The 24,599-nt window shown below is 70.0% G+C and carries 25 protein-coding genes; 17 read left to right on the top strand and 8 right to left on the bottom strand.

Translation table 11 applies throughout. The features are described from left to right. Positions 1-82 precede the first annotated feature (82 nt). Positions 83-1,582: a HelD family protein gene (locus tag ACFYPH_RS18115; protein ID WP_387183041.1), complete on the bottom strand. Its 1,500-nt coding sequence runs from the start codon at positions 1,580-1,582 to the stop codon at positions 83-85. A 128-nt stretch (positions 1,583-1,710) separates the two neighbouring features. Here ACFYPH_RS18115 and ACFYPH_RS18110 point away from each other — a divergent pair, with 128 nt between their 5' ends. The 7 genes from ACFYPH_RS18110 (at position 1,711) to ACFYPH_RS18080 (ending at position 7,398) form a co-directional block, all read left to right on the top strand. Continuing rightward, positions 1,711-2,163: a VOC family protein gene (locus ACFYPH_RS18110; RefSeq protein ID WP_387183038.1), complete on the top strand. Its 453-nt coding sequence runs from the start codon at positions 1,711-1,713 to the stop codon at positions 2,161-2,163. Positions 2,164-2,418: 255 nt separating this feature from the next. Next, positions 2,419-2,769: a transposase family protein gene (locus tag ACFYPH_RS18105; RefSeq protein WP_355136564.1), complete on the top strand. Its 351-nt coding sequence runs from the start codon at positions 2,419-2,421 to the stop codon at positions 2,767-2,769. 235 nt (positions 2,770-3,004) lie between these two features. After that, on the top strand, positions 3,005-3,298 hold the full coding sequence (locus tag ACFYPH_RS18100) for a DUF1330 domain-containing protein (protein ID WP_354855645.1): 294 nt from the start codon (positions 3,005-3,007) through the stop codon (positions 3,296-3,298). Positions 3,299-3,445: 147 nt separating this feature from the next. Beyond that, a complete protein-coding gene (locus tag ACFYPH_RS18095) occupies positions 3,446-4,681 on the top strand; it encodes a low temperature requirement protein A (RefSeq protein ID WP_387183035.1) in 1,236 nt (411 codons plus the stop codon). A gap of 343 nt (positions 4,682-5,024) precedes the next feature. Beyond that, on the top strand, positions 5,025-5,324 hold the full coding sequence (locus ACFYPH_RS18090) for a hypothetical protein (RefSeq protein WP_387183032.1): 300 nt from the start codon (positions 5,025-5,027) through the stop codon (positions 5,322-5,324). 75 nt (positions 5,325-5,399) lie between these two features. Next, positions 5,400-5,957, top strand: a complete 558-nt coding sequence (locus ACFYPH_RS18085) for a hypothetical protein (protein WP_354855642.1) — start codon at positions 5,400-5,402, stop codon at positions 5,955-5,957. 1 nt (position 5,958) lies between these two features. After that, entirely contained in the window at positions 5,959-7,398 is a 1,440-nt protein-coding gene (locus ACFYPH_RS18080; RefSeq protein WP_387183029.1) for a dihydrolipoyl dehydrogenase family protein, read from the top strand. A 159-nt stretch (positions 7,399-7,557) separates the two neighbouring features. Here ACFYPH_RS18080 and ACFYPH_RS18075 read toward each other — a convergent pair whose 3' ends face one another. Next, positions 7,558-8,166: a helix-turn-helix domain-containing protein gene (locus ACFYPH_RS18075; protein WP_354855640.1), complete on the bottom strand. Its 609-nt coding sequence runs from the start codon at positions 8,164-8,166 to the stop codon at positions 7,558-7,560. A 325-nt stretch (positions 8,167-8,491) separates the two neighbouring features. Between ACFYPH_RS18075 and ACFYPH_RS18070 the strand changes: the two genes are divergently transcribed. The 3 genes from ACFYPH_RS18070 to ACFYPH_RS18060 are packed head-to-tail and all read left to right on the top strand — an operon-like array spanning position 8,492 to position 10,654. Further along, complete coding sequence (locus tag ACFYPH_RS18070; RefSeq protein WP_387183026.1) at positions 8,492-9,190, top strand: MBL fold metallo-hydrolase; 699 nt, start codon at positions 8,492-8,494, stop codon at positions 9,188-9,190. A gap of 5 nt (positions 9,191-9,195) precedes the next feature. Then, positions 9,196-9,414 (top strand): NAD(P)-binding domain-containing protein, encoded by a 219-nt coding sequence (locus ACFYPH_RS18065; RefSeq protein WP_355065939.1) that lies wholly within the window; start codon positions 9,196-9,198, stop codon positions 9,412-9,414. Between the two features lie 58 nt (positions 9,415-9,472). Then, positions 9,473-10,654, top strand: coding sequence for an aminotransferase class I/II-fold pyridoxal phosphate-dependent enzyme (locus tag ACFYPH_RS18060; protein ID WP_355065941.1), 1,182 nt, complete (start codon positions 9,473-9,475; stop codon positions 10,652-10,654). A gap of 36 nt (positions 10,655-10,690) precedes the next feature. Here the strand turns inward: ACFYPH_RS18060 and ACFYPH_RS18055 are convergent, their stop codons facing one another. Together ACFYPH_RS18055 and ACFYPH_RS18050 are read right to left on the bottom strand one after the other, a co-directional pair. Next, positions 10,691-12,538, bottom strand: a complete 1,848-nt coding sequence (locus ACFYPH_RS18055) for a glycoside hydrolase family 15 protein (protein WP_355065943.1) — start codon at positions 12,536-12,538, stop codon at positions 10,691-10,693. A gap of 171 nt (positions 12,539-12,709) precedes the next feature. Further along, positions 12,710-13,570, bottom strand: a complete 861-nt coding sequence (locus ACFYPH_RS18050) for an oxygenase MpaB family protein (protein WP_387183022.1) — start codon at positions 13,568-13,570, stop codon at positions 12,710-12,712. Positions 13,571-13,649: 79 nt separating this feature from the next. Between ACFYPH_RS18050 and ACFYPH_RS18045 the strand changes: the two genes are divergently transcribed. Next, entirely contained in the window at positions 13,650-14,372 is a 723-nt protein-coding gene (locus ACFYPH_RS18045) for a cytidylate kinase family protein (RefSeq protein WP_387183019.1), read from the top strand. 71 nt (positions 14,373-14,443) lie between these two features. Here ACFYPH_RS18045 and ACFYPH_RS18040 read toward each other — a convergent pair whose 3' ends face one another. Continuing rightward, a complete protein-coding gene (locus tag ACFYPH_RS18040; RefSeq protein ID WP_354855634.1) occupies positions 14,444-14,635 on the bottom strand; it encodes a hypothetical protein in 192 nt (63 codons plus the stop codon). A 488-nt stretch (positions 14,636-15,123) separates the two neighbouring features. Here ACFYPH_RS18040 and ACFYPH_RS18035 point away from each other — a divergent pair, with 488 nt between their 5' ends. Continuing rightward, positions 15,124-15,399 (top strand): hypothetical protein, encoded by a 276-nt coding sequence (locus tag ACFYPH_RS18035; RefSeq protein ID WP_387183016.1) that lies wholly within the window; start codon positions 15,124-15,126, stop codon positions 15,397-15,399. Positions 15,400-15,458: 59 nt separating this feature from the next. Here ACFYPH_RS18035 and ACFYPH_RS18030 read toward each other — a convergent pair whose 3' ends face one another. Together ACFYPH_RS18030 and ACFYPH_RS18025 are read right to left on the bottom strand one after the other, a co-directional pair. Continuing rightward, positions 15,459-16,502 (bottom strand): SMP-30/gluconolactonase/LRE family protein, encoded by a 1,044-nt coding sequence (locus ACFYPH_RS18030; protein ID WP_387183013.1) that lies wholly within the window; start codon positions 16,500-16,502, stop codon positions 15,459-15,461. A gap of 99 nt (positions 16,503-16,601) precedes the next feature. After that, positions 16,602-18,116, bottom strand: coding sequence for a family 43 glycosylhydrolase (locus ACFYPH_RS18025; protein WP_387183010.1), 1,515 nt, complete (start codon positions 18,114-18,116; stop codon positions 16,602-16,604). 343 nt (positions 18,117-18,459) lie between these two features. Between ACFYPH_RS18025 and ACFYPH_RS18020 the strand changes: the two genes are divergently transcribed. Beyond that, complete coding sequence (locus ACFYPH_RS18020; RefSeq protein WP_354855631.1) at positions 18,460-19,170, top strand: alpha/beta hydrolase; 711 nt, start codon at positions 18,460-18,462, stop codon at positions 19,168-19,170. A 145-nt stretch (positions 19,171-19,315) separates the two neighbouring features. Then, positions 19,316-19,912, top strand: a complete 597-nt coding sequence (locus ACFYPH_RS18015; RefSeq protein ID WP_354855630.1) for a VanZ family protein — start codon at positions 19,316-19,318, stop codon at positions 19,910-19,912. Positions 19,913-20,032: 120 nt separating this feature from the next. Here ACFYPH_RS18015 and ACFYPH_RS18010 read toward each other — a convergent pair whose 3' ends face one another. Continuing rightward, a complete protein-coding gene (locus ACFYPH_RS18010; protein WP_363937020.1) occupies positions 20,033-21,382 on the bottom strand; it encodes a PLP-dependent aminotransferase family protein in 1,350 nt (449 codons plus the stop codon). A 569-nt stretch (positions 21,383-21,951) separates the two neighbouring features. On the opposite strand from ACFYPH_RS18010, the gene ACFYPH_RS18005 reads away from it, so the two are divergent. The 3 genes from ACFYPH_RS18005 to ACFYPH_RS17995 are packed head-to-tail and all read left to right on the top strand — an operon-like array spanning position 21,952 to position 24,556. Then, on the top strand, positions 21,952-23,259 hold the full coding sequence (locus ACFYPH_RS18005; RefSeq protein ID WP_387183006.1) for an anthranilate synthase component I family protein: 1,308 nt from the start codon (positions 21,952-21,954) through the stop codon (positions 23,257-23,259). Further along, positions 23,256-23,849, top strand: a complete 594-nt coding sequence (locus ACFYPH_RS18000; RefSeq protein ID WP_354855627.1) for an aminodeoxychorismate/anthranilate synthase component II — start codon at positions 23,256-23,258, stop codon at positions 23,847-23,849. The genes ACFYPH_RS18005 and ACFYPH_RS18000 overlap by 4 nt, the downstream gene beginning before the upstream one ends. Continuing rightward, positions 23,846-24,556 carry an SDR family oxidoreductase gene (locus ACFYPH_RS17995; protein WP_354855626.1) on the top strand — a complete coding sequence of 237 codons (711 nt, stop codon included), beginning with the start codon at positions 23,846-23,848 and terminating at the stop codon, positions 24,554-24,556. Before ACFYPH_RS18000 ends, ACFYPH_RS17995 begins: the two co-directional genes overlap by 4 nt. Positions 24,557-24,599 lie beyond the last annotated feature (43 nt).

The following is a 24,599-nucleotide window of genomic DNA, read 5'->3' as shown; positions in this document are numbered from 1 at the left end:
CATCCGGCGGGCTCGGCCGCGACGGCGGTGATCTCCTCGGGGGACAGCTGCGGGGCGAACCGGGCCAGCAGGGTGCGGTCGGTCAGGAGATCACCCAGCAGGGTTTCCGGGTCGAGGGTGGGCCACCATGCCTCGATGAACCGGGCGATGGTGGCGTCCTCGGCGATACGACATCGCGCAACTGTTCGATCTCCTCCTCGGAGAGCAACCCGTCGATGTCACTGCCGGTGGACGTCCGGGCGGAGTGGTGGTCATTCCCCATGTCCCTGTCGACGCGAGCGAGGATGTCCTCGAAGCCCTCCTCCATCTCGTCCATCAGCGCCTCGCGCTGCTCGGCGACGACATCGGCGAGTAGGTGATGCAACTGCTCGGCGAACGCCGCGCGGGCGCGGTGGTAGGGGCGTCCCTGCACCGCCGAAGCGAGGGCGTGCGCCACAGTTGTGGCTGCGATGACGTAGAACTCGCCCTCCCAGCGCAGCTTCAGCTCGCGGGGCCGGGGAAGCAGCGACGTGACGTAGTTTTCGAGCGCGGGCTGCCAGAGGGCGCGGCCCTTGATCTCGGCGAGAGGCCGGCTCTCGTCGCGGCCCACCTGAACGTCGGTCAGCAGGGTGTCGCAGGTCGCCGAGACGACGGCGGTCTCACCGAGCGCGGGTAGCACCTGGGCGATGTACTTGAGGAACCGCGGCGAGGGGCCCAGAACCAGGACCGCCTGGTCGGCCATCTTGCGGTGGGTGAACAGCAGGTACGCGACGCGGTGCAGGGCGACAACGGTCTTGCCGGTGCCGGGACCGCCCTGAACGATCAGTGGGCCGGTCGCCTCCGCCCGGACGATGTCGTCCTGTTCGCGTTGCAGCGTGGAGATCGCTGTCGACATGCGACCGGTGCGCCGCTGGTCGAGGGCGGCCAGGAGAGCGCCTTCGCCGACGAGTTCCGCCGTCGTGGTTCCGTCCAGAGGCTCGTCGTCCACGCCGACGACGACCGATCCCGTCGTACGGATGTGTCGGCGCCGTGCCTGACCCTGTGGGTCGACAGCCGTCGCGGTGTAGAACGGCCGAGCTGCGGGAGCGCGCCAGTCCACCAGCACTGGCTCGCTGCCCTCGCCGTCGTCGCGGAGACCGACACGGCCGACGTGGCGCACGGTGCCGTCAAGACCGTCGAGGCGGCCGAAGACCAGCCCTTCCTCTGCTCGCTGGAGCTCGTCGAACTGCTGGCGGAGCATGCGCTGCCGGGCCAGCGCCAATGCGTCCAGCGCCTCCGACGAAAGCTCGACCTGTAGCTGGTCGACCAGCTTGTCGCGCCGGGCCGTGGCCACGTCGAGAAACGCCTGTTCCTCGGCTATCGCGGATCGGCGCGCGACGCCCTCCGCGGTAGAGGTCGGTGGTTCGCTGACGCCAGCAGTGCCGTTGTTCAGAGCAGACTTCCGGCGCATTCGCAAGTCCTTGTATGGGTGTCCCTCGGCCCGGACGAGCCGCAGTGCGGTCGGCGGCAAGCATAGGTTTGTGTTTCCGTCATCGGCCAGGAAATCCGCCGGCAGGGAGGGGAATCTCAATACCTTGCAGTTCGGGTTCGCGTGTGCCCTCAATGAAGTGATCTCAGCAAAGGGTTGGACGGCACTGACGCTTCGCGAGCTGCTCGTCTTCGGGGCTGGTGGAGTCTGGCCGTGGGCCGGACTGGAGAGACGCTGCTGGTGACATCGGGCATGCTGTGGGTATGACTGAGGAACTGAGAGATCGTTCCGTGCCGTCCGGCGACACGGTGTCCGCTTCGCCATCAGTGATCTCTGTGATGCTGATCGTCGCGGATGCTGACGCTGCGGTCGCCTGGTACAAGGCTGCGCTGGGCGCGACAGAGCTGTGGAACCTTGGTGGCGTCGCCGGCCTTGAGATCAGTGGCGCGGCCTTCTTCCTCCATGAGGTCAATCCCGAGAACCCCACAGAGACCAGTCCCGGCCAGGCGGGGGTCACGAGCACCCGCATTGAGGTGTTCGGCGATGATCCCGACACCTTTATCGAGCGCGCCGTGGCCGCGGGCGCGATCGCCGGAGCGGGAATCGAGGATCACCACGTGCCCTGGGGGACGCACCGTCAAGGTGGCTTCACGGACCCGTTCGGCCACAAGTGGTCAGTAGGCGACAAGTCACCTCTGGGTCCGTTCCCACGCTGATTGGGCCGGCCCTTCGAATGCGACGCAGGATCGCGTACGGCGGCATGGCCTGCGGTCTGGCCAGCTCTTTAGCGAAGTGTCAATGCCGGAGCTGGAGTCCGGAAATGGGTCGACACGGAACCAACCGTCCAGAGCGGACGGTGCTGGACTCGGCGTGGAGTCCTCGGTAGAAGAAGGTCTGCCAAGATCTACTTCACCAGTCAGGACTCCACGTGATCGCTTATCGTGCCATGCTCGACGTCCCCAAGGGAACTCGTGCACCACCTTGCCCGGCTGCTGGCCACCGAACGCCGCGCCCGCGGCACCCGAAAGGGCACCAGGGCGATGACCTGCTTTCGTCAGGCGCTGATGGCGCTGGTCTGGTTCCGCAAAGGCGGGGACAAGACCCTGCTCGGCGCTGGATTCGCCGTGTCGAGGGCCACGGCGTACCGCTACATCGCCGAGGCCATCACGGTCCTGTCCGCTCAGGCCCCGGACCTACACACCGCCCTGCGGCGGGTCGCGGACGAGGGCTGGTCCCACGTGATCCTCGACGTCGGCGACATCGTCCGCGCCAGCCTCGTATTGACCCATTTCGAACACCGATACCTGCCCGATTCCCGCTGAGATCACCTCAATCAATCTCGATTCGTTCATTGACAGTCCGAGGGTCATCTGATCTCGCAGGAGTTTTACGGCACGGACGCCTTCGGCCGCAGCCTGGGCTACCTCAGCCAGCGGCCTGTGTAGCCACCGCGACCCACTCGGTACGGCCCGGCGGGTAGCCTGACACCGCAGCGCCCCTGTCCCTCGAAACGGGTCAAGCCCGTCAGCCGATCGTGGAAAGAACACTGGAGGTTCCGTGGCCAAGGGCTACTGGGTCAGTGCCTACCGCACCATTTCAGACCCTGAGAAGCTGACTGCCTACAACAAGCTGGCCGCTCCAGCCGTCCAGGCCGGGGGCGGGCGGGTCCTCTCCCGCGGCGGTCGAGTCGTCGCACACGACGCCGGAATCGCCGAGCGCACCGTCCTGATCGAGTTCGACAGCTTCGAACAGGCCGTCGCGGCACACGAGAGCGAGGCCTACCAGGAGGCGCTGGTCGCCCTCTCCGACGGCGTCGAGCGCGACTTCCGCATCATCGAAGGCATCGACTGACCGGGTCGACCGCGCCAACGCCAGCGATTTCACCTTTCTGAACGACTCCTGCGCGCGCGCGCCAGGCGTCGTTGCGGCGGGATGAGGGCTGACGCAACTCCTCTGGCGACCGACTCGTTGGTGACAAGGGGCGGACGGAGGCGGACGATGGCGGCGGGGCGGGGTGCCGAGCTGCTGCGCCCTCCCACCAGTTCGGGCCGTGCCACCTTCCTGGAGCTGTTCTTCGATCTGGCCTTCGTCGTTGCCCTCACCCGGGTCTCGCAACGATTCGCCACCTTGAGCGATGACACTGGCTGGGCGCTTGTCACCGGGTTCGGACGTACCCTGCTGCTCTTTCTGGCGCTCTGGCTGATCTGGTCGCACACCGCCTGGATCACCAGTCGCTACGAACCAGAGCAACCGATCATTCAAGCCGTCGTGGTCGGCACCATGTTCGCCGGCCTGATCATGGCGGTGACGTTGCCACGCGCCATGGAGGAGCGAGCGCTGCCGTTCACGGCCGCGTACCTGATGGTGATGGTGGTGCGGCCAGTGGTGATCGCCGCCGCGCTGCGTGGCCACCCGCGACGGCTGGTGCCGTTCCGGCTTGCCGTGTGGGCCTCGGCGAGCGCGCCGCTGTGGCTGGCCGGCGCGCTGGGCCCGGACCGACTCCGCCTGCCGCTGTGGGCTGCCGCACTCGCCATCGACTACCTCGCCTGGGCCCTGGGCTGGCCGCTGCCGTGGCTCGGGGTGTCGAAAGTAGGTCGGTGGCGGATCGAGGGGACCCATCTCGCGGACCGTTATCAACAGATGTTTCTCATCGCACTCGGTGAGTCGATTCTGGTTATCGGCGTGGTCTTCAGCGGCGCGGACTATTCCGCGGAGCGGGCCGCCGCCTTCGCGGTCGCGTTCGTCACCAGCGCGCTGCTCTGGCGGATCTACTTCTACCGCGCCGGTTTGCTGTTGACGCAGGCGTTCGGCCGAGCGGGTATGCCGGGCCGGCTGGGCGCGGTGTTGGAACGGACGCATCTGTTGATCGTGCTAAGCGTGCTCGTCACGGCGGTCGGCTACGAGCTGGTGATCGATCATCCGTTCGGGCAGCCGCGGCCCAGTTGGCTGCTGTTCGTGGTGGGCGGTCCGATGCTCTTCCTCGTCGCCCGTATGCGGCTGGAGTACGAGATCTTCGGCCGGGTTTCCCGACCCCCCATGATCGGCTTGGTGGCCCTGCTGCTGTTCACGCCGGCGTTGGCCCGTTGGACGCCGATGGCCGGGCTGAGCGTGGTGGCCGGAGTGCTGGCCCTGGTCGCGCTACTCGACGCGCTGCGAAGCCGGGGGCAGCCGCTGGAGGGTCCCGCCTCGCCGATCGGACGGGAGACGTCCCGAGATCGCGACTCCGAGGCGTGACGCGGCGGTCCTGCGCACCTGCTGCGCGGGCGGAACCACGTGGCGAGGACGGCGGCTGACGCGATCTCCGTGTCCAACACCGCCACGGCCGAAGCGGAGGCGAGGCGGTCGATCGCCGCGATGACCCGTGTCGCCGGGTAATCGCCCGGCGTGGCACGCACCGGGCGCGGATGCCGCACCTGCGCTGCTGTCACGGGTAGTGGCGAGCCCCACTCGATCAATAGTGGCCAGATAGAACGGTCGGTCTTGACGGCAGAAGTGTCGGTCGGTACGGTTCTCAGGGACAGAACGTTCGTTCCACCTGGCGCAGCCGGGTGCGCGGCTGTCCCTGAAGGAGAGCGCCATGCCTACCAAGATCACCCTCGTTATCGGTAATCCCGCCGACCCTGCCGAGTTCGAGAAGGTCTACGCCGACGTGCGTCGGGCCGCGGAGACATTCCCGAAGGTTCAGCGGGTCGAGTCAGCCAAGGTGTGGCCGAAGGAGGACGGCACGCCTACTCCCGCGTACCGGACGCTCGACCTGTACTTCGCCAGCTACGAGGACGCCTCCGCCGCGGTCGCGACGCCCGCTGCCGGCGCCGTCTTCGGTGGGCTCCAGGGCGCTCAGGTGGAGATCACGGGGCTGTTCTCCAACATCGAGTAGCACCGCCGTCTTGTCCCGGCGGTGGCCCGCACCCGCTGGGCGTCCCTCCGCTCCGGAATCACCGAGAGGATGACCATGACCACCCTTGCCGTTCCCGGCATCTCGACGACGGCCGCTGTCTTGCGGCGGTTGTATTTCGGCCGCTTCGCCTTCGCAATCGTCTGGGCTGCCGTGACGTTTCCACTCGCCCAGCACCTCAACCCCCTCACCGTCGCGCTGCTCGTGCTCTACCCGCTGTTCGACGTGGCCGCCGCCATCGTCGATGTCCGCGCGTCGCGGGCCACCGGATCGCCCACCCTGCTGTACGTGAACGTCGCGATCAGCCTGCTCGCCGCGGTGGGCCTGGGCATCGCCGGCGCGTCCGGCATCCCGGCGGTCCTGCGTGTCTGGGGCGCCTGGGCGGTCGTGGCCGGGCTGGTTCAGCTGATCGTGGGCGTCACCCGCCGCAAGATGGGTGGCCAGTGGCCGATGATCATTAGCGGTGGCATCTCCGTCATTGCCGGTGGATCGTTCTTCGCGGCTGCCTCCGCGGACAACCCGGCGCTGACCAACGCGATCGGCTACGCCATCCCCGGCGCTATCTTCTTCCTCATCGCAGCCATCCGCCTCGGCCGCGCCGCGAAGGGGAACTGACGTGCAGAACGCCACGTACGACGTCATTGTCATCGGCGCGGGGCCGGTGGGGGAGAACGTCGCCGACCGCGTCGTGCGGGGCGGCCTGACCGCCGCGATCGTCGAGCGGGAACTGGTGGGTGGTGAGTGCTCGTACTGGGCCTGCATGCCGACCAAGGCGTTGCTGCGCAGCCAGACGGCGCTCCGGGCGGCTCGTCAGCTGCCCGGAGCGCGCGAGGCGGTGACCGGCGATCTGGACGCGGCGGCCGTGCTGCGCCGCCGGGACTCCTTCGCCTCGCACTGGAAGGACGACGGCCAGGTGTCCTGGCTGAATTCGGCGGGGATCGCGCTGTATCGGGGCCAGGGGCGGATCAGCTCCGACCGGTTCGTCGAGGTGACCGGCGCGGACGGCGCCCCGACCTCGCTCACCGCCCGACACGCGGTCGTCATCGCGACCGGAAGTAGCGCGCTGGTGCCGGACATCGCCGGCCTGCATGAGGCGGCGCCGTGGACCAGCCGTGAGGCCGCCGCCGCGAGCGAGGTTCCCGGCCGGCTCGCCATCATCGGTGGTGGCGTGGTGGCCGCGGAGATGGCGACGGCGTACGCCGGCCTCGGATCGTCGGTGACGGTCCTCGCGCGGGACGGAGTGCTCACGCTGGCGGAGCCGTTCGTCGGCGAGCGGGTCACGCAGTCCCTGCGAGAAGCCGGCGTGTCCGTCCAACTCGGTGCCGAGGCCACCTCGGTGAGCCGCGGCGGCGACGGCACGGTGCACATCACGCTCACCGACGGCGACCAGGTCGAGGCCGACGAAATCCTCGTTGCGATCGGCCGTACGCCGAACACGCACGACGTCGGCCTCGACCGGATCGGCCTGAAGCCGGGCGCCTGGCTCACGGTCGACGACACCCTGCGAGTGGTCGACGGTGCCGGCGCGTTGATCGGCGACGGATGGCTGTACGCGGCCGGGGACGTCAACCGGCGGGTGCTCCTGACCCACCAGGGCAAGTACCAGGCTCGAGCGGTGGGCGACGTGATCGTGGCGCGGGCCAGGGGCGAAGCGCCAGACGAACGCCCGTGGGGTCGGCACGTCGCCACCGCCGACGCGCGCGCCGTGCCGCAGGTCGTCTTCACCGACCCGGAGGTCGCGTCGGTGGGGCTGACCGCAGCCGCCGCCGAGGCCGCCGGGCTGCGGACCCGGGTCGTCGACTACGACCTGGCCGCCGTCGCCGGGTCCGCGCTGCATGCCGACGGCTACCAGGGGCATGCCCGGATGGTCGTGGACGAGGACCGGCGGGTCATCGTCGGCTTCACCCTCGTCGGCCCGGACGTCGCGGAACTGCTCCATGCCGCGACGATCGCCGTCGTCGGTGAGGTCCCCCTGGAGCGGCTGTGGCACGCCGTTCCCGCGTACCCGACCGTGAGCGAGGTCTGGCTACGTCTGCTCGAGGCGTACGGCCGCTGACCCGAGCCGTTCGGCCGTGCTCGCCACCGCCGGCCGGGCACCCGTTGCGACGAGGCTCACGAACGGGCTCAACCGGTGGTGGCAACACGAAAGGAGCTGGGTCATCCCCTCACCGGGGGTGGCCCAGCTCGACGTCGTGCGGCAACGGTCGCGCGAGGACTAGCGGGCCGACTCTGCCGACTGACGCTCCGAGTTGATCCTGAGGAGTCCTTCGACACCGCGCAGGAAGGTCTCGGACACCAACGTGGGGTCGGAAAGGCATCCGGCTGCCATGGCGCCGTCCCGGAGCATGACGAAGTGGCGTGCCGCGGGATCCGCCGTTTCTTCGTGGACCTGTGCCATGAGCATGGTGATGGTGTCCAGGAACCATTGCCGGTGGGCCGTGAGTTCTTGGTGCACGGGATGGTTCGTGTCGGGGTATTCCGCTGCGGCGTTCAGAAAGGCGCACCCGCGGAACCCGGGGGACTGGATGTTCTGAGCGATGGAACCCGCGATGGCCAGGAGTGGATCGACCGGCGATCGGTTGGCGGCGATGGCCTCGTCGACCATGCCGCGCTCCAGCTGATGCACCTTACGTAGGTAGGCCAGGATGAGGTCGTCCTTGCTGGGGAAGTGCCGGTAGAACGTGGCCCTGGTCACCTTCGCCTCGGCGATGATCCGGTCGACGCCGACGGAGTGAATGCCCTCCGCGTAGAAGATTCTGATCGCCGTGCGGAGAAGCCTGAGCCGTGCCTCAGAGGGCCGGGCATCGGGTTCGTCGCGCGTCATCCCACCATCTTAGCGACAGAACGTTCGGTCTGATCTGTGCCTGCGATATTGGACGAGGCCCTCCGTTCGTCGATCCCACTGACGGCGCCCTCGTCGATGCGGGATTCTGGATGCGGCAAGCCGGAGCCGGGATCGCGGGCTGACGCGTATTGCCGGGGAAATGCTCCGTTGACCGTCCTTGTCGGCCCGGTCTGCGTATCGCCGGCGGTGGGCAGTGCGGCCTCTCGTGGCTGGCGGTCTGGCACTCTGTGCGGATGCGACGGGTCACCGTGCTGGGCAGTTCTGGCGCCTTCCCGAGCCGGGCCGTGCCTGTAGCGGTTTCGCGGTGGACTGGGACGGCTACCGCCTGGTGCTCGACCTGGGCTACGCCACGCTGCCGCGGCTGCTCGGGCACTGGCCAGACGGTGCGGTCGACGCTGTCGTCATCACCCATGAGCACCCCGATCACTGCGTCGACCTGCACGGACTGTTCCGGATGCGGTTCTACGGATCCTCTGCTGAACCACGGCTGGCGTTGTACTGCCCGCCGGGCGTGCTCGACCGGATCAGCGGCCTGGAGCCGGACGTCGACCTGCACGCGGTCTTCGACGTGCATCCGCTGCCCGGCACCTACCGGGTGGGACCCTTCGACCTGACCGGACTGTCCCTTCCGCACCACGTGCCCAACGCGGGCATTCGGATCGAGGCCGACGGGACAGCGGTGGCCTACTCCGGGGACACCGGCCCGACCCCCGTGCTGGCCGAGCTCGGCCGCGACGCCGATCTGTTCATCGTCGAGGCCACCGACCGCGACGGCGAGACCGACCGACCCACCCGCCATCTGATGACCTCCACCGAGGCCGGTCACTGGGCTCGCCGGGCGGGCGCCCGCCGCCTGCTGCTCACCCACTTCTGGCCGGGCAACGACCGGGCAGCCGCAGTGGCCGCCGCACAGCTGGAGTTCGACGGGCCTGTGCTGGCGGCCGAAGAAGGCCTCACCGTCCTGCTCGGCACACCAGATCCGGTGACGACCGGAAGCAGGTAGCCGGGATGAGTGCTCGTACGGTGGGATTCATCGGGCTCGGCATCATGGGCGTGCCCATGGCGACGAACCTCGTCAACGCGGGCGTCGACGTGGTCGTCTGGGCACGTACGCCCGGGCCCGTCGCGGAGCTCGTCGCCGCCGGAGCGCGCGCGGCCGACGACCTTCCGGGAGTGTTCGACGCGGCTGGGACGGTCATCCGAGGTCGAGGGCGCGACAGCGCGTAGTTCGTCGCACCGTGAAAGGGGTCCGGCGCGCTGCGGGCTCGCCGAATAGGCTTTGGCCATGAGTGGCGTGCTGAACCCTCCGCGCGACGCGGTGAATCCCCTTCGTCAGTTCACGATCGACCAGCTCCGGCAACGGACGAGCCTCAAGTGGCGGGAGTACCCCGACGACGTGCTGCCGCTCTGGGTGGCCGAGATGGACGTGCCGTTGGCCGAGCCGGTCGCCACCGCGATCACCGACGCTGTCGCGCGCGGCGACACCGGTTACACCGCCGGCACGGCGTACCCGCAGGCGCTGGCGGAGTTCGCCCGGCGGCGGTGGGGTTGGGACGGGCTGGCGGTGGAACGCACGGCGCTGGTGCCCGACGTGATGCACGGCGTCGTCGAGGCGTTGGGGTTGGTCACCGAGCCGGGGGACGCGGTGGTCGTCAACTGCCCGGTCTACCCACCGTTCTACGAGTTCGTGGCGCACGCCGGCCGCCGGATCGTGGAGGCACCGCTCGGCGGGGACCTGCGGATCGATCTCGGCACGCTTCAGGACGCATTCCGGCAGGCTCGTTCCGGTGGGCGGCCGGCGGCGTACCTGCTGTGCAGCCCGCACAACCCGACCGGCGTCCTGCACACCGCGGACGAGTTGGCCGCCGTCGCCCACCTGGCCGAGCGGCACGGGGTGCGGGTGATCGCCGACGAGATCCACGCTCCGGTGGTGCTCGGGGGAGCGCGCTTCGTGCCGTACCTCTCGGTGCCGGGTGCCGAGAACGGCCTGTCGCTGATGTCCGCCTCCAAGGGGTGGAACCTGGCCGGCCTGCGCGGTGCGCTGCTGATCGCCGGCCCGGCCGCGGCGGGAGACCTCGCCCGCGTTCCGTTCGGGGCCAGTGTCAGCACCAGCCACCTCGGCGTGATCGCCCACACCGCCGCCTTCCGCGACGGCGGCGAGTGGCTCGACGCCCTGTTGACCGGCCTGGACGACAACCGTCGGCTCCTCGCGGCGCTGCTCGCCGAGCATCTGCCCGCCATCGGCTACGAGCCCGGTCAGGCCACCTATCTCGCCTGGCTCGACTGCCGCGCGCTGGGCCTCGGTGACGACCCCGCGGCCGTGTTCCTCGACCGCGGCCGGGTGGCGCTCAACTCCGGTACGGCCTTCGGCACCGGGGGCGGCGGTCACGTCCGGCTGAATCTGGCCACCGCGCCGGAGTTGATCACCGAGGCGGTACGCCGAATGGCCCTCGCCGTCGCGGGATAGGCCACCCGCGACGCGGCCGACCGGAGGGTGCCCGTGCTACCGGCGGTTGCGGGCCTCGGCCTCGGTGTCGAGCAGGTCGTTGAGTGTCAGCGCGGAGTTGATCAGCGACAGGTGGCTGAACGCCTGGGGGTAGTTGCCGATCTGCTCCCCGGTCACGGCGATCTCCTCGGCGTAGAGGCCGAGGTGGTTGCTGAAGGTGAACATCTTCTCGAACGTGAGTCGGGCGTCGTCGAGGCGACCGGACCGGGCCAGCGCCTCGACGTACCAGAAGGTGCACATGTTGAAGGTGCCCTCATGGCCGGGGAGACCGTCGGGGGAGTGGACCGGGTCGTACCGGTGGACCAGGCTGTCGGAGACCAGCTCGCGTTCGATCGCCTCCAGGGTGGACTGCCACAGTGGGTCGCTCGGCGTGACGAAACCGACGGAGGGCATGGCGAGCAGCGCCGCGTCCAGCACGCTCTCGTCGTACGCCTGCACGAAGGTGCCGCGCTCCCGGTTGTATCCGCGGGCCATGACCTGGTCGTAGATCCGGTTGCGCTGCTCGGTCCAGCAGGTCATGTCCCCGGGCCGGCCGGTGCGGGTGGCGAGCCGGATGGCCCGGTCCAGCGCCACCCAGGACATCACCCGCCCGAAGGTGTAGTTGCGGGGGTGGTGGCGGCTCTCCCAGATGCCGGCGTCGCGCTGATCCCAGTTGTGGCAGAGCCAGTCGACGAGCCGGACGGTGCTCTTCCACACCTGGTGCGAGACGCGGATGCCCTGTTCGTCGGCGAGGTGCATGGCGTAGAGCGCCTCGCCGTGGATGTCGAGCTGAAGCTGGTCGGCGGCGCCGTTGCCGATCCGCACCGGCCGCGAGCCGCGGTAGCCCTCCAGATGGTCCAGCACCTCCTCGTGCAGGTCGGAGGAGCCGTCCACCCGGTACATGAGCTTCAGGGGATCCTGGTGGTCGCCGGCTTCGCGGATCCGCTCGTCCAGCCACGTCATGTACCGGCTGACCTCCTCGGTGAAACCGAGCCCGAGCAGCGCGTGCACCGAGAACGACGTGTCGCGTACCCAGGTGTAGCGGTAGTCCCAGTTGCGGGTTCCGCCGACCAGCTCGGGCAGCGCCGCCGTGGGCGCGGCGATCATCGCGCCCGTCGGGGCGTACGTCATGAGTTTCAGCGTGATGGCGGAGCGCTCGACCATCTCCCGCCACCGGCCGGTGTAGCGGGAGCGTTCGACCCAGCGCCGCCAGTAGTCCCGGGTCCACTCGAACACGCCCTGGATCTCCTCCGCCGGGATGACGCGCGGCTCGGTGCCGGCGGTCTCCAGGACCACGCCGCCGGTGTCGCCCTCGTTCAGGGTGCCGTACCCGACGAGGTCGTCGCCCTCAAGGCGGATCTCGCCGCGTTCGGAGATCAACCGGCCAGTGGGGTCCACCGGGTTGAACGTCAGCGTCGCCGACCGGCTGCGAAAGACGTAGCCGTTGCGGTAGCGCTCCAGCTGATGCGCTTCCCGGGCGTAGTCGAATCGCGGCCGGCACTCCACGCGGAAGCGCATGCTGCCGCGGACCATGGTGACGATGCGGACCAGGCGGTGCGCGTCGGTGACCCGCTCGCCCGTCACCGGCATGAAGTCCATCACCTCGGCCACGCCGTCCGCGCTGATGAACCGGGTGATCAGGATGGGCGTGCCGGGGAGGTAGAGCTGTTTGGTGACGTACCGGACGTCGTGTGGCGCGATGCGGAAGTAGCCGCCCTTGTCCTTGTCCAGCAGGGCCGCGAAGATGCTCGGCGAGTCGAAGCGCGGCGCGCAGAACCAGTCGACCGTGCCGTCACACGTCACCAGCGCGGCGGTCTGCAGGTCGCCGATGAGTCCGTGATCCTCGATCGCCGGATAGCTGTCCACGTCTCTCCCCGGTTTGGCTGCGTCCTGCGCATCGAACCTAGGGGGAGAACTGTCGGCTCAGGCGAGATTCACGTTCAGCCACCCTGTCGTGCGGGCAGGGGATCTCGGGCCCTGGGACACGGGAAGCCACCCCTCTCGCCAGGGCGGCCTGACCCCCTGGGCGGCGGCGTGCTACTCAGGGGCGGGGTCGTGGTGCGGGCCGAGGTGGCTGATCTCGTACCCGTCGGGGTAGCTCCTGGCTCTCATGCCCTCGGCGAACAGCGGTGTCGTCCGTGGCGACCCGCACCACCGCTGCAGCCGCGAGCGCGTCTTCAGCGCCACGTGCAGGCCGGCCCGGACTGGCCACGGCGGCGCGTCGACCCGCGTCGCGCGTCGCAGCGGCGCGTCGTACATGGCGCTGACCAGCGCGTCTCCCAGCGGTGCGAGCAGCCGGGGGAGCCGCGTGAGCAGCAACATCCGGGTCGCCCGCTCGATGGCCGCCGCCTCGTCGTTGGGCTGCAGGTGAACCTCGTCGTGCGCGTCGAACCAGGACTCGAACTCGGCGTACGACCCGGGGATGTCCGTGATGCCCATCCGCCGGCCCAGCTCCCGGTAGAACAGATACGTCGCCTGCCGCTCGTGGCAGCAGGGCGGGCGCCAGCCGTACTCCTGCAACCAGCGCGTCGGAATCACGACCAGGCAGCCGAGGACGTAGCGGAAGTCGTCGTTGCCGATGTCGTACGGGCGGTGGATCTGGTTGACGCGCCGCAGCGCGTCGCGGCCACGGGGTTGGTCGAAGCCGTTGAGCACCATCTCGTACATCAACAGGCCGGTGTCGTCGATGCGCTTCTGGGTGCGGTCGGTCAGCTCGCCGGTGGCGGTGTGCACGGCGGCGATGGCGGGGATGGAGAAGGACCGGTTGAAGGCGAGGTTGAGCCCGAGCTTCATGTCCCAGGGGAACTCGCGGCGCAGCATGGTCTGGTAGATGTCCAGGTAGTCACGCTGCGGTTCCAGCGTGCGGGTCCGCTTCAGGTTGTCGTAGCGGCCTCTCATCGGCGGGCCTCTCCAGACATCGGCACGGAACGTGAGTGTAAGCTCGCTCCAGTTTGGAACACAGACGGGCGGGGTGGGCATGGCGCACGGCGCCCGCGATGAGGTGCTCGGCCGCCTGGCCGAAGCGGTCGGGTCCGTCGCCGTCGCACACCCGACGCGGGTCGCCATCGACGGACCGCCCGCCGCCGGCAAGACCACCCTCGCCGACGAGCTGGCCGTCGTCCTGCGCGCACAGGGCCGCGACGTCATCCGCGCGACGATCGACGACTTTCTCTTCCCCCGGGCACAGCGCTATCCGCGCGGCGAGTACTCGGCCGAAGGCTGCTACTTCGACACCCACGACCACGAGGCGCTGAACCGGGTTCTGCTGGATCCGCTCGGCCCGGACGGAGACCGACGCTTCCAACACGCGGTCTACGACTCCACCACGGACACCGTGGTGTCCCCGCCGGTCGCGACCGCCTCGACCGACGCGGTGCTGCTCTTCGACGGCGTCTTCCTCATGCGCCCGGAACTGATCGACCGGTGGGACCTGCGCGTCTTCGTGTCGGTCGCGCTCGAGGCGACGGTGGATCGTGCCGTGGTCCGAGAGAGCCGGGTGTCATCCCGGGCCGACGTCGAACGGCGCTGGCGGGAGCGTTACATCCCCTCCCAGCAGCTCTACGACGCGACGGTCCGTCCGACCGATCATGCCGACATCATCGTGCACAACGACGACCCCCGGCAGCCGGTCTGGGAGACGCTGGACCGGTTCGCGAGCCGCTCTGAGCGCCCGCACAGTCGGTCAAGTCCACGCCGATAGTTGACTTGACGGCGGCGGCGCCGAGCCGCTGGTGATCTGACAGACGTGCCCCGGTCTGGCCCGAGTTTGCGTCAGTCCTCGTCCGTCGGGCTGGGGCGGTTCTTGGCGATCCAGGATCGAACAGCCTTGCCATCCCAGACGCGGCCCATGCTCAAGGTGGCGAGGGGGTCAGGGAATCCCTTGCGGCCCACGATGATCGTGGCACGCTGCTTGCTGATCCCGCCAAGCAAGTCGCGGATCTCATCCAGCCCAAGCAGCTCCACAATCTGACGGTATGAGCCCTGCGAATTGAACGAGGCCATACAGGGTGGGACAACGCCTTTGGGGGTTGCCCTCGTACAACCCCTTGTGATGCGATAGGTGAATACCCGACGCGTCACTTTTGCGGAATATCTGACGGCCGTTGCCCTGACCCTGGCTCGCAGACATAAGCCGGTGTGGTCGTGGATCAAGTGGCGCAACGTCTGCAAGTGCGGGAATGAGCTGCCCTGTCGAGCCAGGCACAAGGTTCCGACCAACCGGGGTCACTGGCCAGGTGAGAGCCGATGACCGCGCACGGACCGGTCCTCCCGCTGTGGCTGTGCGAGGCGTGTGACCGCCCCTGGCCATGTGCCATACGCCGGGTGGAACTGCTGGGGGAGTACGCCACGTCGCCGGTGGGTCTCCGGACTTACATGGGATCGCACCTGGTGGCAGCCGAGCAGGACATGTCCTGGGCTCCCACCGACGCTGTGTACCGCAGGTTCCTCGGATGGCTCGCATGAAGGCCGGCGACTTGTTGATCCTGGGGCGAGAAGCCAGCGGGCAGTTCATCCGCCCCATCCGGTTCCGCGTGATCCGCGTACTCGATTGGATCACCTACGACGGGTGGGTCTGGCTCGACGGGTACCAGCTCGACGATCGAGGCGACGCGGTGGCGCGACGGTCGATCTTCGTCATGGAGGAGGGGCTGCGATCCGCCCCGGCACCCGTCACGATCGGGCAACCGGGGCGGAAAAGGGTTCCCAGCCGTCGCGTTACGGCCTGAGCCGCATCGCCGGGTGTTGATGGACAGGTCCGGGCGTCGGGGTCGCCTCCGGGCCGCCCTCAGTACGGATAGCCCGGGACGTTGAGCCGCACGCTGTAGAGGCCGGAGTCGCCCCACGCACCCGAGGTGATGTAGAGGGTCTGCCGATCGGGCCCGCCGAAGGCCACGTTTGTCGTCCCGGAGAAGCCGGGCCGGATCGTGCCGAGCTGGGTGCCCGTGGGGGAGTAGACGTGGACCAGGGAGTCCCCGCCCGAGGCCCAGTACACGTTGCCGGCGCAGTCGATCGTGACGCCGTCCGGGCCGCCGATGTAGTTCACGAACACGCTGCGCGCGCCGGTGCTGCCGTCGGGCTGGACGGCGTACTTGTAGATCTTGTTCTCGGAGTAGGCGCCCACGTACAGCGTGGCTCCGTCCGGCGAGAGCGCGATGCCGTTGGGCTGGCGCAACTGGTCGTCCACCAGCGACACCTGGCCGCCGGAGACGCGGAAGACGCTGGTACGGCCGTTCATCTGGTCCGGGCGGTTGCCGCGCTGGAAGTTGGGGTCGGTGAAGTAGGTGACGCCATCGGACCGGACCGCGACGTCGTTGGGCGAGTTGAACGCCCGGCCCTGGTAGTTCGCCGCGACGGTGCTGCGGCTCCGGTCGCTCAACCGGTACGCGGACACGCTGCGCTGGTCGTGGGTGGCCGCGATGACCTGCTGGCCGTCGGCGCTGAGCGCCAGACCGTTGCTGCCGGCGTTGGCGATGAACGTGTCGAAGGTCGACGGCGGGGTGAACCGGCGGATCGTCGACGGCTGCACGTTGTACGGCCCGGTGCCGGCGGCCATGTCGGAGAAGAGCAGATAACCACCGTCGGCGACCCAGACGGGTCCTTCAAGGAAGTTGAAGCCGCTTCGGATCTTCGTCGCCGTCACGGAGCTGGACGGCAGCGGTGACCCGGACCCGGCCCCCGTCAGGCACGCTCCGGGCGGTGTGCCGGGCGGGCCGGCGAGCGCGACGGCGGCCGCGGTGTGAGCGCTCACAGGTGCGGCGGCGGGCAGCGGGGCGGCGCTGGCCGCGAGGCAGAGTCCGGCCAGGACGGCGATGGTGGGACGCCGGATCATCGGATGCTCCAATCGGCGTCGGCGGGTCGCGAGGACCGGCCGACGATCTCGGGGTCGCGGGGCGGGCACGGTGCTGGTGGGGCAGCCGGCCCGGTCCAGCTATTCCAGGTGGAAGGTGGCGGAGGCGCGTTCGGCGCTCGAACTGACCGCCTCCAGGTAGAGCAGACCGTCGCGGTGGCGGACGTAGCGCCCCGGGTAGTTCTGCGACTCCAACGAGAGCCCGGCGCTGTCCGCCAGGCCCGACCGGCGCTGGAAGCTCGCGTCGCTGGAGAAGACCGACGAGCCGTCGTTCCGCGCGATGGACAGGGCGAAGCCGTAGTGACGCAGGTAGTAGCCCGGGAAGTTGGTGGATTCCAGCGACACCGTTCCGCCGCCGGCCAGGCCGCTGACGATGCGGAACTGGCTGTCGGCGAGGTTGGTGACGTTCGGCTCGACTCGGGCCCGGTAGTCGTAGTGTCGGATGTAGCTGGTGGTCAGGTCGTGCGACCGCAGCCGGACCGGGGTAACCCCGTCGGGCACCGGGATGCCGAAGTTGGGGGTGCCGTCGGCGTTCCAGTACAGCTTCTGCACCCTGGTCCGTCGGTTCGGGTCGTTGAGCGGATCGCCGCTGATGTCCCGGTAGTTGCGGTCGTGATAGACCAGGATGTCGCTCTGCCCGTCCTCCGAGACGGTGAACGAATTGTGACCGGGACCGTACTGGCCGGTGGCCGCGCTGCTGGTGAACACCGGGTTGGGGCTCTTGCTCCAGGCGGCGGGGTCGAGCAGGTTCGCGGTGGCGGAGGCGCTCAGCATCCCGAGGCAGTAGTTGGCGTCGGTGGCGCTGGCCGAGTAGGTCAGGAAGAGGCGGCCGTTGCGCTGGATCACCGCGGGGCCCTCGGCGACCCGGTAGCCGCGGGTCTCCCAGTCGTACGTCGGCACGACGAGTCGGGTCACGGTGCCGGTGATCTGCCACGGGTTGGCGCCCATCCGGGCGAGGTAGACGTTCGAGTTGGTGGAGATGCCCGGCTCCTGCTGCGCCCAGGTCAGGTAGCGCACGCCGTTGGCCACGAAGGTCGAGGCGTCCAGGCTGAAGGTGTCCCAGGGTGTCGTGATCCGGCCGCGTTCAATCCACGAACCGGTCAGCGGATTCGCGTTGGCGTTCTCCAGCACGTACATCCGGATGCGCCACACGTCGTCGGTCCGGCCGGCGGCGAAGTAGACGTACCACCGGTTGTTGATGAAGTGGATCTCCGGCGCCCAGATGTGGGCGCCCATCTCTCCGCTGGTGTGCCGGCTCCAGATCGTCGTCTCCGCGGCCGTCGCCAACCCTTGCAGGGTGGTCGCACGCCGCAGCACGATCCGGTCGTACTGCGGCACGGTCGCGGTCAGGTAGTAGTAGCCGTCGGTGTGCCGGAAGATGTGTGGATCGGCCCGCTGGTTGGCCAGCGGGTTGGTGTAGCTCACGGCGGCTGCGGCGTGCGCCGGCCCGGCCATCGGCAGGCCGGCCGACACGGCGAGCACCACCAGCACCGCGGCCAGGACCGATCGGGGGCGTCGGGCGCCACCGCGGCCGGTACGCCCCGGGCCGGTGACTCGGCCGGCGGCGGCATCGGCTCGGTGGAGTCGCAGCGGCATCTGTCCTCCGTGACGTCTGTGCGCGAGAGCCGATCGGCCGCGAAAGCGGCGATCAACCCGCGGCACCCGCTGGGAAGGAACGCCCGCGGGCCGGGATCATGTCGAGCGCGTTGCGCCCACGTAACGGCCCTAAGTGTTGGCGCTAACATCGATGAGTGTCAAGATGTTCCGGACGCTGCGGCAGAGGGCGGTGCCGACCATGGCATCCAACGCGGCGGACAGATCACCACGATCGAGCGCGACGTGCGGCGGAACGGGACGTTTCGCGGTCGCGGAACGGGTAATCAGGCACGCCGGCGTGGCCGGCGGATGAACACTGTCACGGAGCAAGGGAGCGCGTGTCATGCCCGATCCGGAGCCCACCATCGTCCTCGTGCACGGCGCGTTCGCCGAGTCGGCGAGCTGGAACGGCGTGATCGAGCGGCTGGGCGCCGCGTACAACGTGGTGGCCGCCGCGAACCCGCTGCGCAGCGTCGCGGGCGACGCCGCGTACGTGCGGGACGTGGTACGTGGGATCGGCGGCCCGGTCGTCCTCGTCGGTCATTCGTACGGCGGCATGGTTATCACGCAGGCCGCGGCGGGCGACACAACGGTGCGGGCCCTGGTGTACGTCAACGCCTTCGCTCCGGACACCGGCGAATCGGCGCTGTCGCTGTCCGGGAAGTTCCCCGGCAGCACGCTCGCCGACACCCTGGTGCAGTACCCGGTGTCGACCGGCGGCAACGAGGTGGCGATCGGCCAGGACGCCTATCACGCGCAGTTCGCCGCGGACGTGTCGGGCGACCTTGCCGCGCTGATGGCCCGTACCCAGCGGCCGATCACCGAGCAGGCCCTGAGCGACGGGCTCTCCGGCGACCCCGCCTGGCGAGCCCTGCCCAGCTGGTTCGTGTTCGGCGACGCCGACATGAACATCCCGGCCGCCGCGCACCGGTTCATGGCCGAGCGGGCCGCCCCGCGGGGCCAGCGCGAGATCGTCGGTGGCTCGCACGCGATGGCGGTGGCCCGGCCGGGTGAGGTCGCCGAGTCGATCATCGAGGCGGTCCGGGCCACCTGAGTGGCCGACGCGACGCGACGGGTCACGTCGTAGCGAGCCGACCCGGGCCGGGCGCAGCGACTGATCAACCGCCGCGGCCGGTCGTCTCCCGGTTCGTCGTGGACGCACGGCGACGCCTCGGTGGGAAGGCGGCTATGGTGCCCGGGTGGTGATCGAGGGGTGGCACGGCTGGGTCGGCTCGTTCACTGGCGTCGTGCTCATCACGGTGGCCGCACTGCCGTTGGCCGCGCTGGCGGTGTGGGCTCTGGCCCGCCGTCGGCGTGCGAACGGCGCCCCGTGGGCGTGGCGAACGTCGTTGGCCGAGGTCGGCATCGTGTACGGGACGCTGCCGTGGGTCTGGATGATCATGTTGCCGGGCTCCCGGGCGGGTGCTGTTCCCGGGCGGCTGAGCCTGGTGCCGCTCCGTGACCTGTTCACCATCTTCTCCGACGGAGGGCTGCTGACGCTGACGGGTCAGGTCGTCGGCAACCTCCTGGTGTTCGCGGCGTTGGGATTCTTCGCTCCGCTGCGGTTCGCGGCACTGGCGTCCGTACCACGGATCGTGGCGCTCGCCGCGGGCTGCTCGGTCCTGGTCGAGGCCGCGCAGTACGTCCTGCGGTTGGACCGGGTGACGTCCGTGGACGATGTACTGCTCAACGCCGCCGGCGCCGGGCTGGCCGCGTTCGCGGCGCGCCGCTGGTGGCGCGGCAGGGCCGACACGGCGTCGGATCGGCCGCGATCGGTCACGGCGTCGCCACGCTGACCTCCGGGATCCGCCCCAGCGAGCCTTCGCGCGCGATGGTTTCGTCGACGTCCAGGCCCCGTGCGCTCACCGGGACACTCCGCCGGAGCCCGCCGCCAGTACCAAGCGGATTTCGCGGCTTCACGCACCGCTGCCGCCGGTCGTCTCCCGGTAGGCAGCGGCGATCCCGGCCAGCCCGCGGCCCAGCTCGGGGCCGCGTACCCCGGCGTAGCCGACGACCAGCGCCGGCGGTCGGTCGTCCGCACGCAGGGCGTAGAAGCGGCCGCCGCGGACCAGCACCGACCGGCGGCGGGCCGCCTGCACCAACGCCTCCTCGGCGCACCGCGCCGGCAGCACCAGGTACGCCTGGAGCCCGCCGTTCTGACCGAGGACGGTGACGTCGGGCAGGTGGCGGGAGACGAACTGCTGGACCGCCTGACGGCGTTTCTGGACGTCGGCGCCGAGTCGGCGCAGGTGCCGGTCGAACGCGCCGGTGTCGATCAGCCGGGCGAAGGCGAGTTGCTCCAGGCCGGAGCAGCCGATGTCCCAGCCGGCGCGGATCCGCTCGACGCGTGCGGTCAGGTCGGGCGGGGTGGCCAGCCAGCCGAGGCGCAGCGCCGGGGCGAGGACCTTGCTGGCGCTGCCGGCGTAGATCACCCGGTCCGGTGCGAGGCTCTGCAGCGCCGGCATCCGCTGCGCCGGGGCGACCAGGGCGGCGTCGAAGTCGTCCTCGACGAGGTAACCGTCCACCTCCTGCGCCCAGGCGACCAGGTGCGCCCGGCGTTGCGCGCTGAGCGTGACCCCGGTCGGGAACTGGCTGGCCGGGGTGACGAGCGCGGCGCGGACCCCGCTCGCGGCCAGCGCGTCGACCCGGATGCCGTCGCCGTCCACCGGGATGCCCACCGGACGCAGTCCGGCCTCGGCGATGAACTCCCACTCGCCCGGGTGCCCCGGGTCCTCCACCCCGATGGTGTCGTGGCCCCGGTCGCGCAACTCGCGGCAGAGCAGCGCGAGGCCCTGCGCGAAGCCTGACGTGATCATGAGGTGTTCGGGTCGGGTGCGGACGCCGCGGACCCGGCCGAGGTAGCCGGCGAGGGTGTGCCGGACGACGGGCAGGCCGGACGGTGGGGCGTACCCCAGCTCCCGGCGGCCGGCCGAGGTGACCACCGCGCTGACCGCCCGGATCCAGTCCTGGCGGGGGAAGGTGGAGTCGTGCAGGCCGCCGGTGCGCAGGTCGTGGACCGCCGCGGCGGGTGCACGGTCGTCCGGGGTGAGCGCCGAGCCGACGTCGGTACGCGTCGCCGCCACGGACGTGCCCGAGCCGTGCTGGGAGACGAGGTACCCCTCGGCGCAGAGCTGTTCGTACGCCTCGACGACCACACTGCGGGACACCCCGAGGTCGGCGGCGAGTTGCCGGCTCGACGGCACGCGGGTGCCGGGACGCAGCGTGCCCTCCTCGATCTGCGTACGAAATGCGTTACGGAGCTGCACCGCCAGCGTTTCACGTGATTGGGCATCTATTGACAGGCTTAGATTCAGGGACAAGTGGTCCGCTCCGAGATCGTCGAAGTGGTATGGACAGCGTGATCCGTGCCTGTGGAAAGTGTTGGCCGGGCGCGCAACCGCTCACTGACCGGCGAATCAGGGCGTACGTTCCGAGAATGTCCAATGCGGACGCCTCCACCGCCGGTGCCAGAGTGGTCGTGCGAGTCCTTTCGTCTGGGGGGAAGGGTCCGACCTGCCGCGTCGCCGGTGGGGTCAGCGCCAACGGTGGCGCGGAATCGGGCTGTTCAGAGGGGGTTCCGCAAGTGTCCCTATTGTCAACAGAGCTCGCCACGTGGCCCATCCCGTCGCATTCGGTGGCGGCGGCGCATACACCATTGACCAACTCAATTCCCATAGAGGTGACATCTGTCACACTGCCGTCGATCGATCCTTTGTCGCTCTATACGGCACTCGCGGAAAGTTGCACTGACAACGATCTGTATCTCTTCGAAAGCCTGGACGGCCCGGCGCAGGACCGGTGTGCGGCAGCCGTCGGCTGGGGTCTTCTCGCCGAGGTGCTGTTCATCGCCGACCGGCTGGAGGTGACCGCCGAGGGTGCGCTCGGCGACGCCGTGGCCGCCGTGCTGACCGCCGTCCTGGGTGAGCCGGTCCGGCACCGCGGCGCCCAGCGGGTCTGGCCGGTCGCCGGACCGAGCGAGGTGTGGGCCGCCGTCCGGGCCGTGCAGCGGGCGTTCGCGGTCCGCACCACAGTCCCCGCCGACAGCTTCGCCTTCGGTTTCCTCACCACCCTGGCGTACGAGGCCGCGCGGGACATGGACGAGCTCTGGATCGACCGGGTGGTCGACGACATCCCGCGCTGCACACTCGCGCTGTTCCGGCACACCGTCTGGTGGGACCTGCGCGCCGGCACGGTGCGGCAGCTCTGCGCCTCCGGCCCGCACCTGCCGCCGGACGACGCCGCCGCCCGGCTGCCGGACCTTCCCGGGCCGGCCGACGGCCACCCGGACGTGCCGGCCGCCCCGCCGCCCAGCCTGGTCCGGGACACCGTCGACGAGGAGACGTTCGCCGCCCGGGTGAAGCAGTGCCTGCGGCACATCGAGGTGGGGGACAGCTACCAGATCCAGATCGGCCACCGGATCGACGTCGAGACCACGCTCACGCCGCTGGAGGTCTACCGACGGCTGCGCCACCGCAACCCGTCGCCGTACATGTACCTGACCCCGTGGGCCGGCCAGACCGTCATCGGGGCGAGCCCGGAGCTGTTCCTGCGCATCGAACAGGGCCGACTGTCGATGCGGCCGATCGCCGGCACCGCGCCCCGGGCCACCGACCCGGAGACCGACCGCCGGCGGGTGGCCGAGCTGGCGGCCAGCGAGAAGGAACGGGCCGAGCACGTCATGCTTGTCGACCTGTGCCGCAACGACATCGGCCGGGTCTGCGTGCCCGGCACGCTCAGCGTCGACGCCATGTTCGACGTCGAGCCGTTCGCGTACGTGCACCACCTGGTCTCCACCGTCTCCGGCCAGCTCGCCGACGACGCCGACGTGTGGGCGGCGATCTGCGCCACCTTCCCGGCCGGCACCATGACCGGCGCCCCGAAGCTGCGGGCGATGGAGATCATCGACGGCTTGGAGGACGAGCCTCGGGGCGTCTACGCGGGCGCCGTCGGGCTCGTGGACGTCCGCGGGTACGCCGTGCTCGCGCTCTGCATCCGCACCGCCGTGCACGACGGCCGGCGCTACCGCACCCAGGCGTCCGCCGGGGTGGTCGCCGACTCCACACCCGGCGACGAGTGGCGGGAGACGCTGGCCAAGATGAACGCCACCTTCTGGGCCCTGACCGGTGCGGAGTTGCTGCCGTGAAGGTCCTGCTCGTCGACGCGTACGACAGTTTCACCCACATCATCGACCAGTACCTGCGGACGCTCGGCGCGCGGACCGTGGTGGTCCGCTCCCGAACGCGGACCAGCGACCAGCTCGCGGCCCTGCGACCGGACGCGGTGGTGCTCGGCCCCGGGCCGGGTCATCCCGCCGAGTCCGGGCACGTGGAGCTGGTGCACGCCTTCGCCGGCCAGGTCCCGCTGCTCGGCGTCTGCCTCGGCCATCAGGCGATCGGCCTCGCGTACGGGGGGACGGTCGCGGTCGCCCGGCACCTGATGCACGGCAAGACCAGCGTCGTCACGCACGACGGTCGAGGGGTCTTCGACGGCGCGCCCGCCCCGCTCACCGTGACCCGCTACCACTCGCTCATCGTCGCGGACCCGGCGCCGCTGGCCCTGCACGTCACCGCGCGGTCGTCCGACGACGGCTACGTGATGGGGGTACGACACCGGGCCCTGGCGGTCGAGGGGGTGCAGTTCCACCCGGAGAGCGTGCTCACCGAGGACGGGCTGCGCCTGTTCGACAACTTCCTGCGCAGCGCGTCGGCGACGCTGACGGCGGGTTCGTCATGACCGACCGGTCGGCACCCCTCGCCGTGGTCACCGGCGCGGCGGGCGGCATCGGTCGGGCCGTGACGGCGGCCCTGACCGAGTCCGGGCACCGCGTGCTCGGCGTGGACGTCGACCCGGCTGTCGACCCGGCGGCGTACGCCTCGCTGGTCGCCGACGTGGCCGTGCCGGAGCAGGTCGAGCAGCTCTTCGCGGAGATCCGCGAGCGGTACGGCCTGCCGGAGGTGCTGGTGAACAACGCCGGGGTCTACCACGCCCGAGCCTTCCTCGACTACGACCCGAAGACGTACGCGCAGGTGTTCGACGTCAACGTGGGCGCCGCGTTCTTCTGCACGCAGGCGTTCGCCCGCGCCCTGATCAGCGCCGGCCGGCCGGGCACGGTGGTCAACGTCGCCTCGATCAGCGGGCAGTCCGGCAGCCCGGACGCGGCGTACGGGGCGTCGAAGGGTGCGTGCATCGCGCTCACCCACAGCCTCGGCCGGTCGCTCGCCGAGCACCGCATCCGGGTCAACGCGGTCGCTCCCGGCCTGGTCGAGACCCCGATGGCCGCCCGGATTCCGGCGCAGCGTCGCGACGACTACCGGGCCCGGATTCCCGTCGGCCGGTTCGGCACACCGGCCGAGATCGCCGCGGCCGTCGCCTGGCTCGCCGACCCGGCCAGCAGCTACGTCACCGCCACGGTGGTGGACGTCAACGGCGGCCTGCACTGAGCCGCGTCACCGCCCGAGCGCCGATCGCACCGCAGCCGGCTCA

This window comes from Micromonospora sp. NPDC005252 (genome assembly GCF_042872475.1).
GTDB lineage: Bacteria > Actinomycetota > Actinomycetes > Mycobacteriales > Micromonosporaceae > Micromonospora.
The sequence above is the reverse complement of the archived record's forward strand: the minus strand, read 5'-3'. Positions and strand labels throughout refer to the sequence as shown.

What these genes read in the sequence shown, in the direction of transcription:
- ACFYPH_RS18075 (WP_354855640.1), bottom strand. Translation starts at nt 8,166, where the DNA reads ATGACGCGCGACGAACCCGATGCCCGGCCCTCTGAGGCACGGCTCAGG.
- ACFYPH_RS18060 (WP_355065941.1), top strand. Translation starts at nt 9,473, where the DNA reads ATGAGTGGCGTGCTGAACCCTCCGCGCGACGCGGTGAATCCCCTTCGT.
- ACFYPH_RS18110 (WP_387183038.1), top strand. Translation starts at nt 1,711, where the DNA reads ATGACTGAGGAACTGAGAGATCGTTCCGTGCCGTCCGGCGACACGGTG.
- ACFYPH_RS18030 (WP_387183013.1), bottom strand. Translation starts at nt 16,502, where the DNA reads ATGATCCGGCGTCCCACCATCGCCGTCCTGGCCGGACTCTGCCTCGCG.
- ACFYPH_RS18065 (WP_355065939.1), top strand. Translation starts at nt 9,196, where the DNA reads ATGAGTGCTCGTACGGTGGGATTCATCGGGCTCGGCATCATGGGCGTG.
- ACFYPH_RS18095 (WP_387183035.1), top strand. Translation starts at nt 3,446, where the DNA reads ATGGCGGCGGGGCGGGGTGCCGAGCTGCTGCGCCCTCCCACCAGTTCG.
- ACFYPH_RS17995 (WP_354855626.1), top strand. Translation starts at nt 23,846, where the DNA reads ATGACCGACCGGTCGGCACCCCTCGCCGTGGTCACCGGCGCGGCGGGC.
- ACFYPH_RS18050 (WP_387183022.1), bottom strand. Translation starts at nt 13,570, where the DNA reads ATGAGAGGCCGCTACGACAACCTGAAGCGGACCCGCACGCTGGAACCG.
- ACFYPH_RS18020 (WP_354855631.1), top strand. Translation starts at nt 18,460, where the DNA reads ATGCCCGATCCGGAGCCCACCATCGTCCTCGTGCACGGCGCGTTCGCC.
- ACFYPH_RS18045 (WP_387183019.1), top strand. Translation starts at nt 13,650, where the DNA reads ATGGCGCACGGCGCCCGCGATGAGGTGCTCGGCCGCCTGGCCGAAGCG.
- ACFYPH_RS18025 (WP_387183010.1), bottom strand. Translation starts at nt 18,116, where the DNA reads ATGCCGCTGCGACTCCACCGAGCCGATGCCGCCGCCGGCCGAGTCACC.
- ACFYPH_RS18090 (WP_387183032.1), top strand. Translation starts at nt 5,025, where the DNA reads ATGCCTACCAAGATCACCCTCGTTATCGGTAATCCCGCCGACCCTGCC.
- ACFYPH_RS18085 (WP_354855642.1), top strand. Translation starts at nt 5,400, where the DNA reads ATGACCACCCTTGCCGTTCCCGGCATCTCGACGACGGCCGCTGTCTTG.
- ACFYPH_RS18035 (WP_387183016.1), top strand. Translation starts at nt 15,124, where the DNA reads ATGGCTCGCATGAAGGCCGGCGACTTGTTGATCCTGGGGCGAGAAGCC.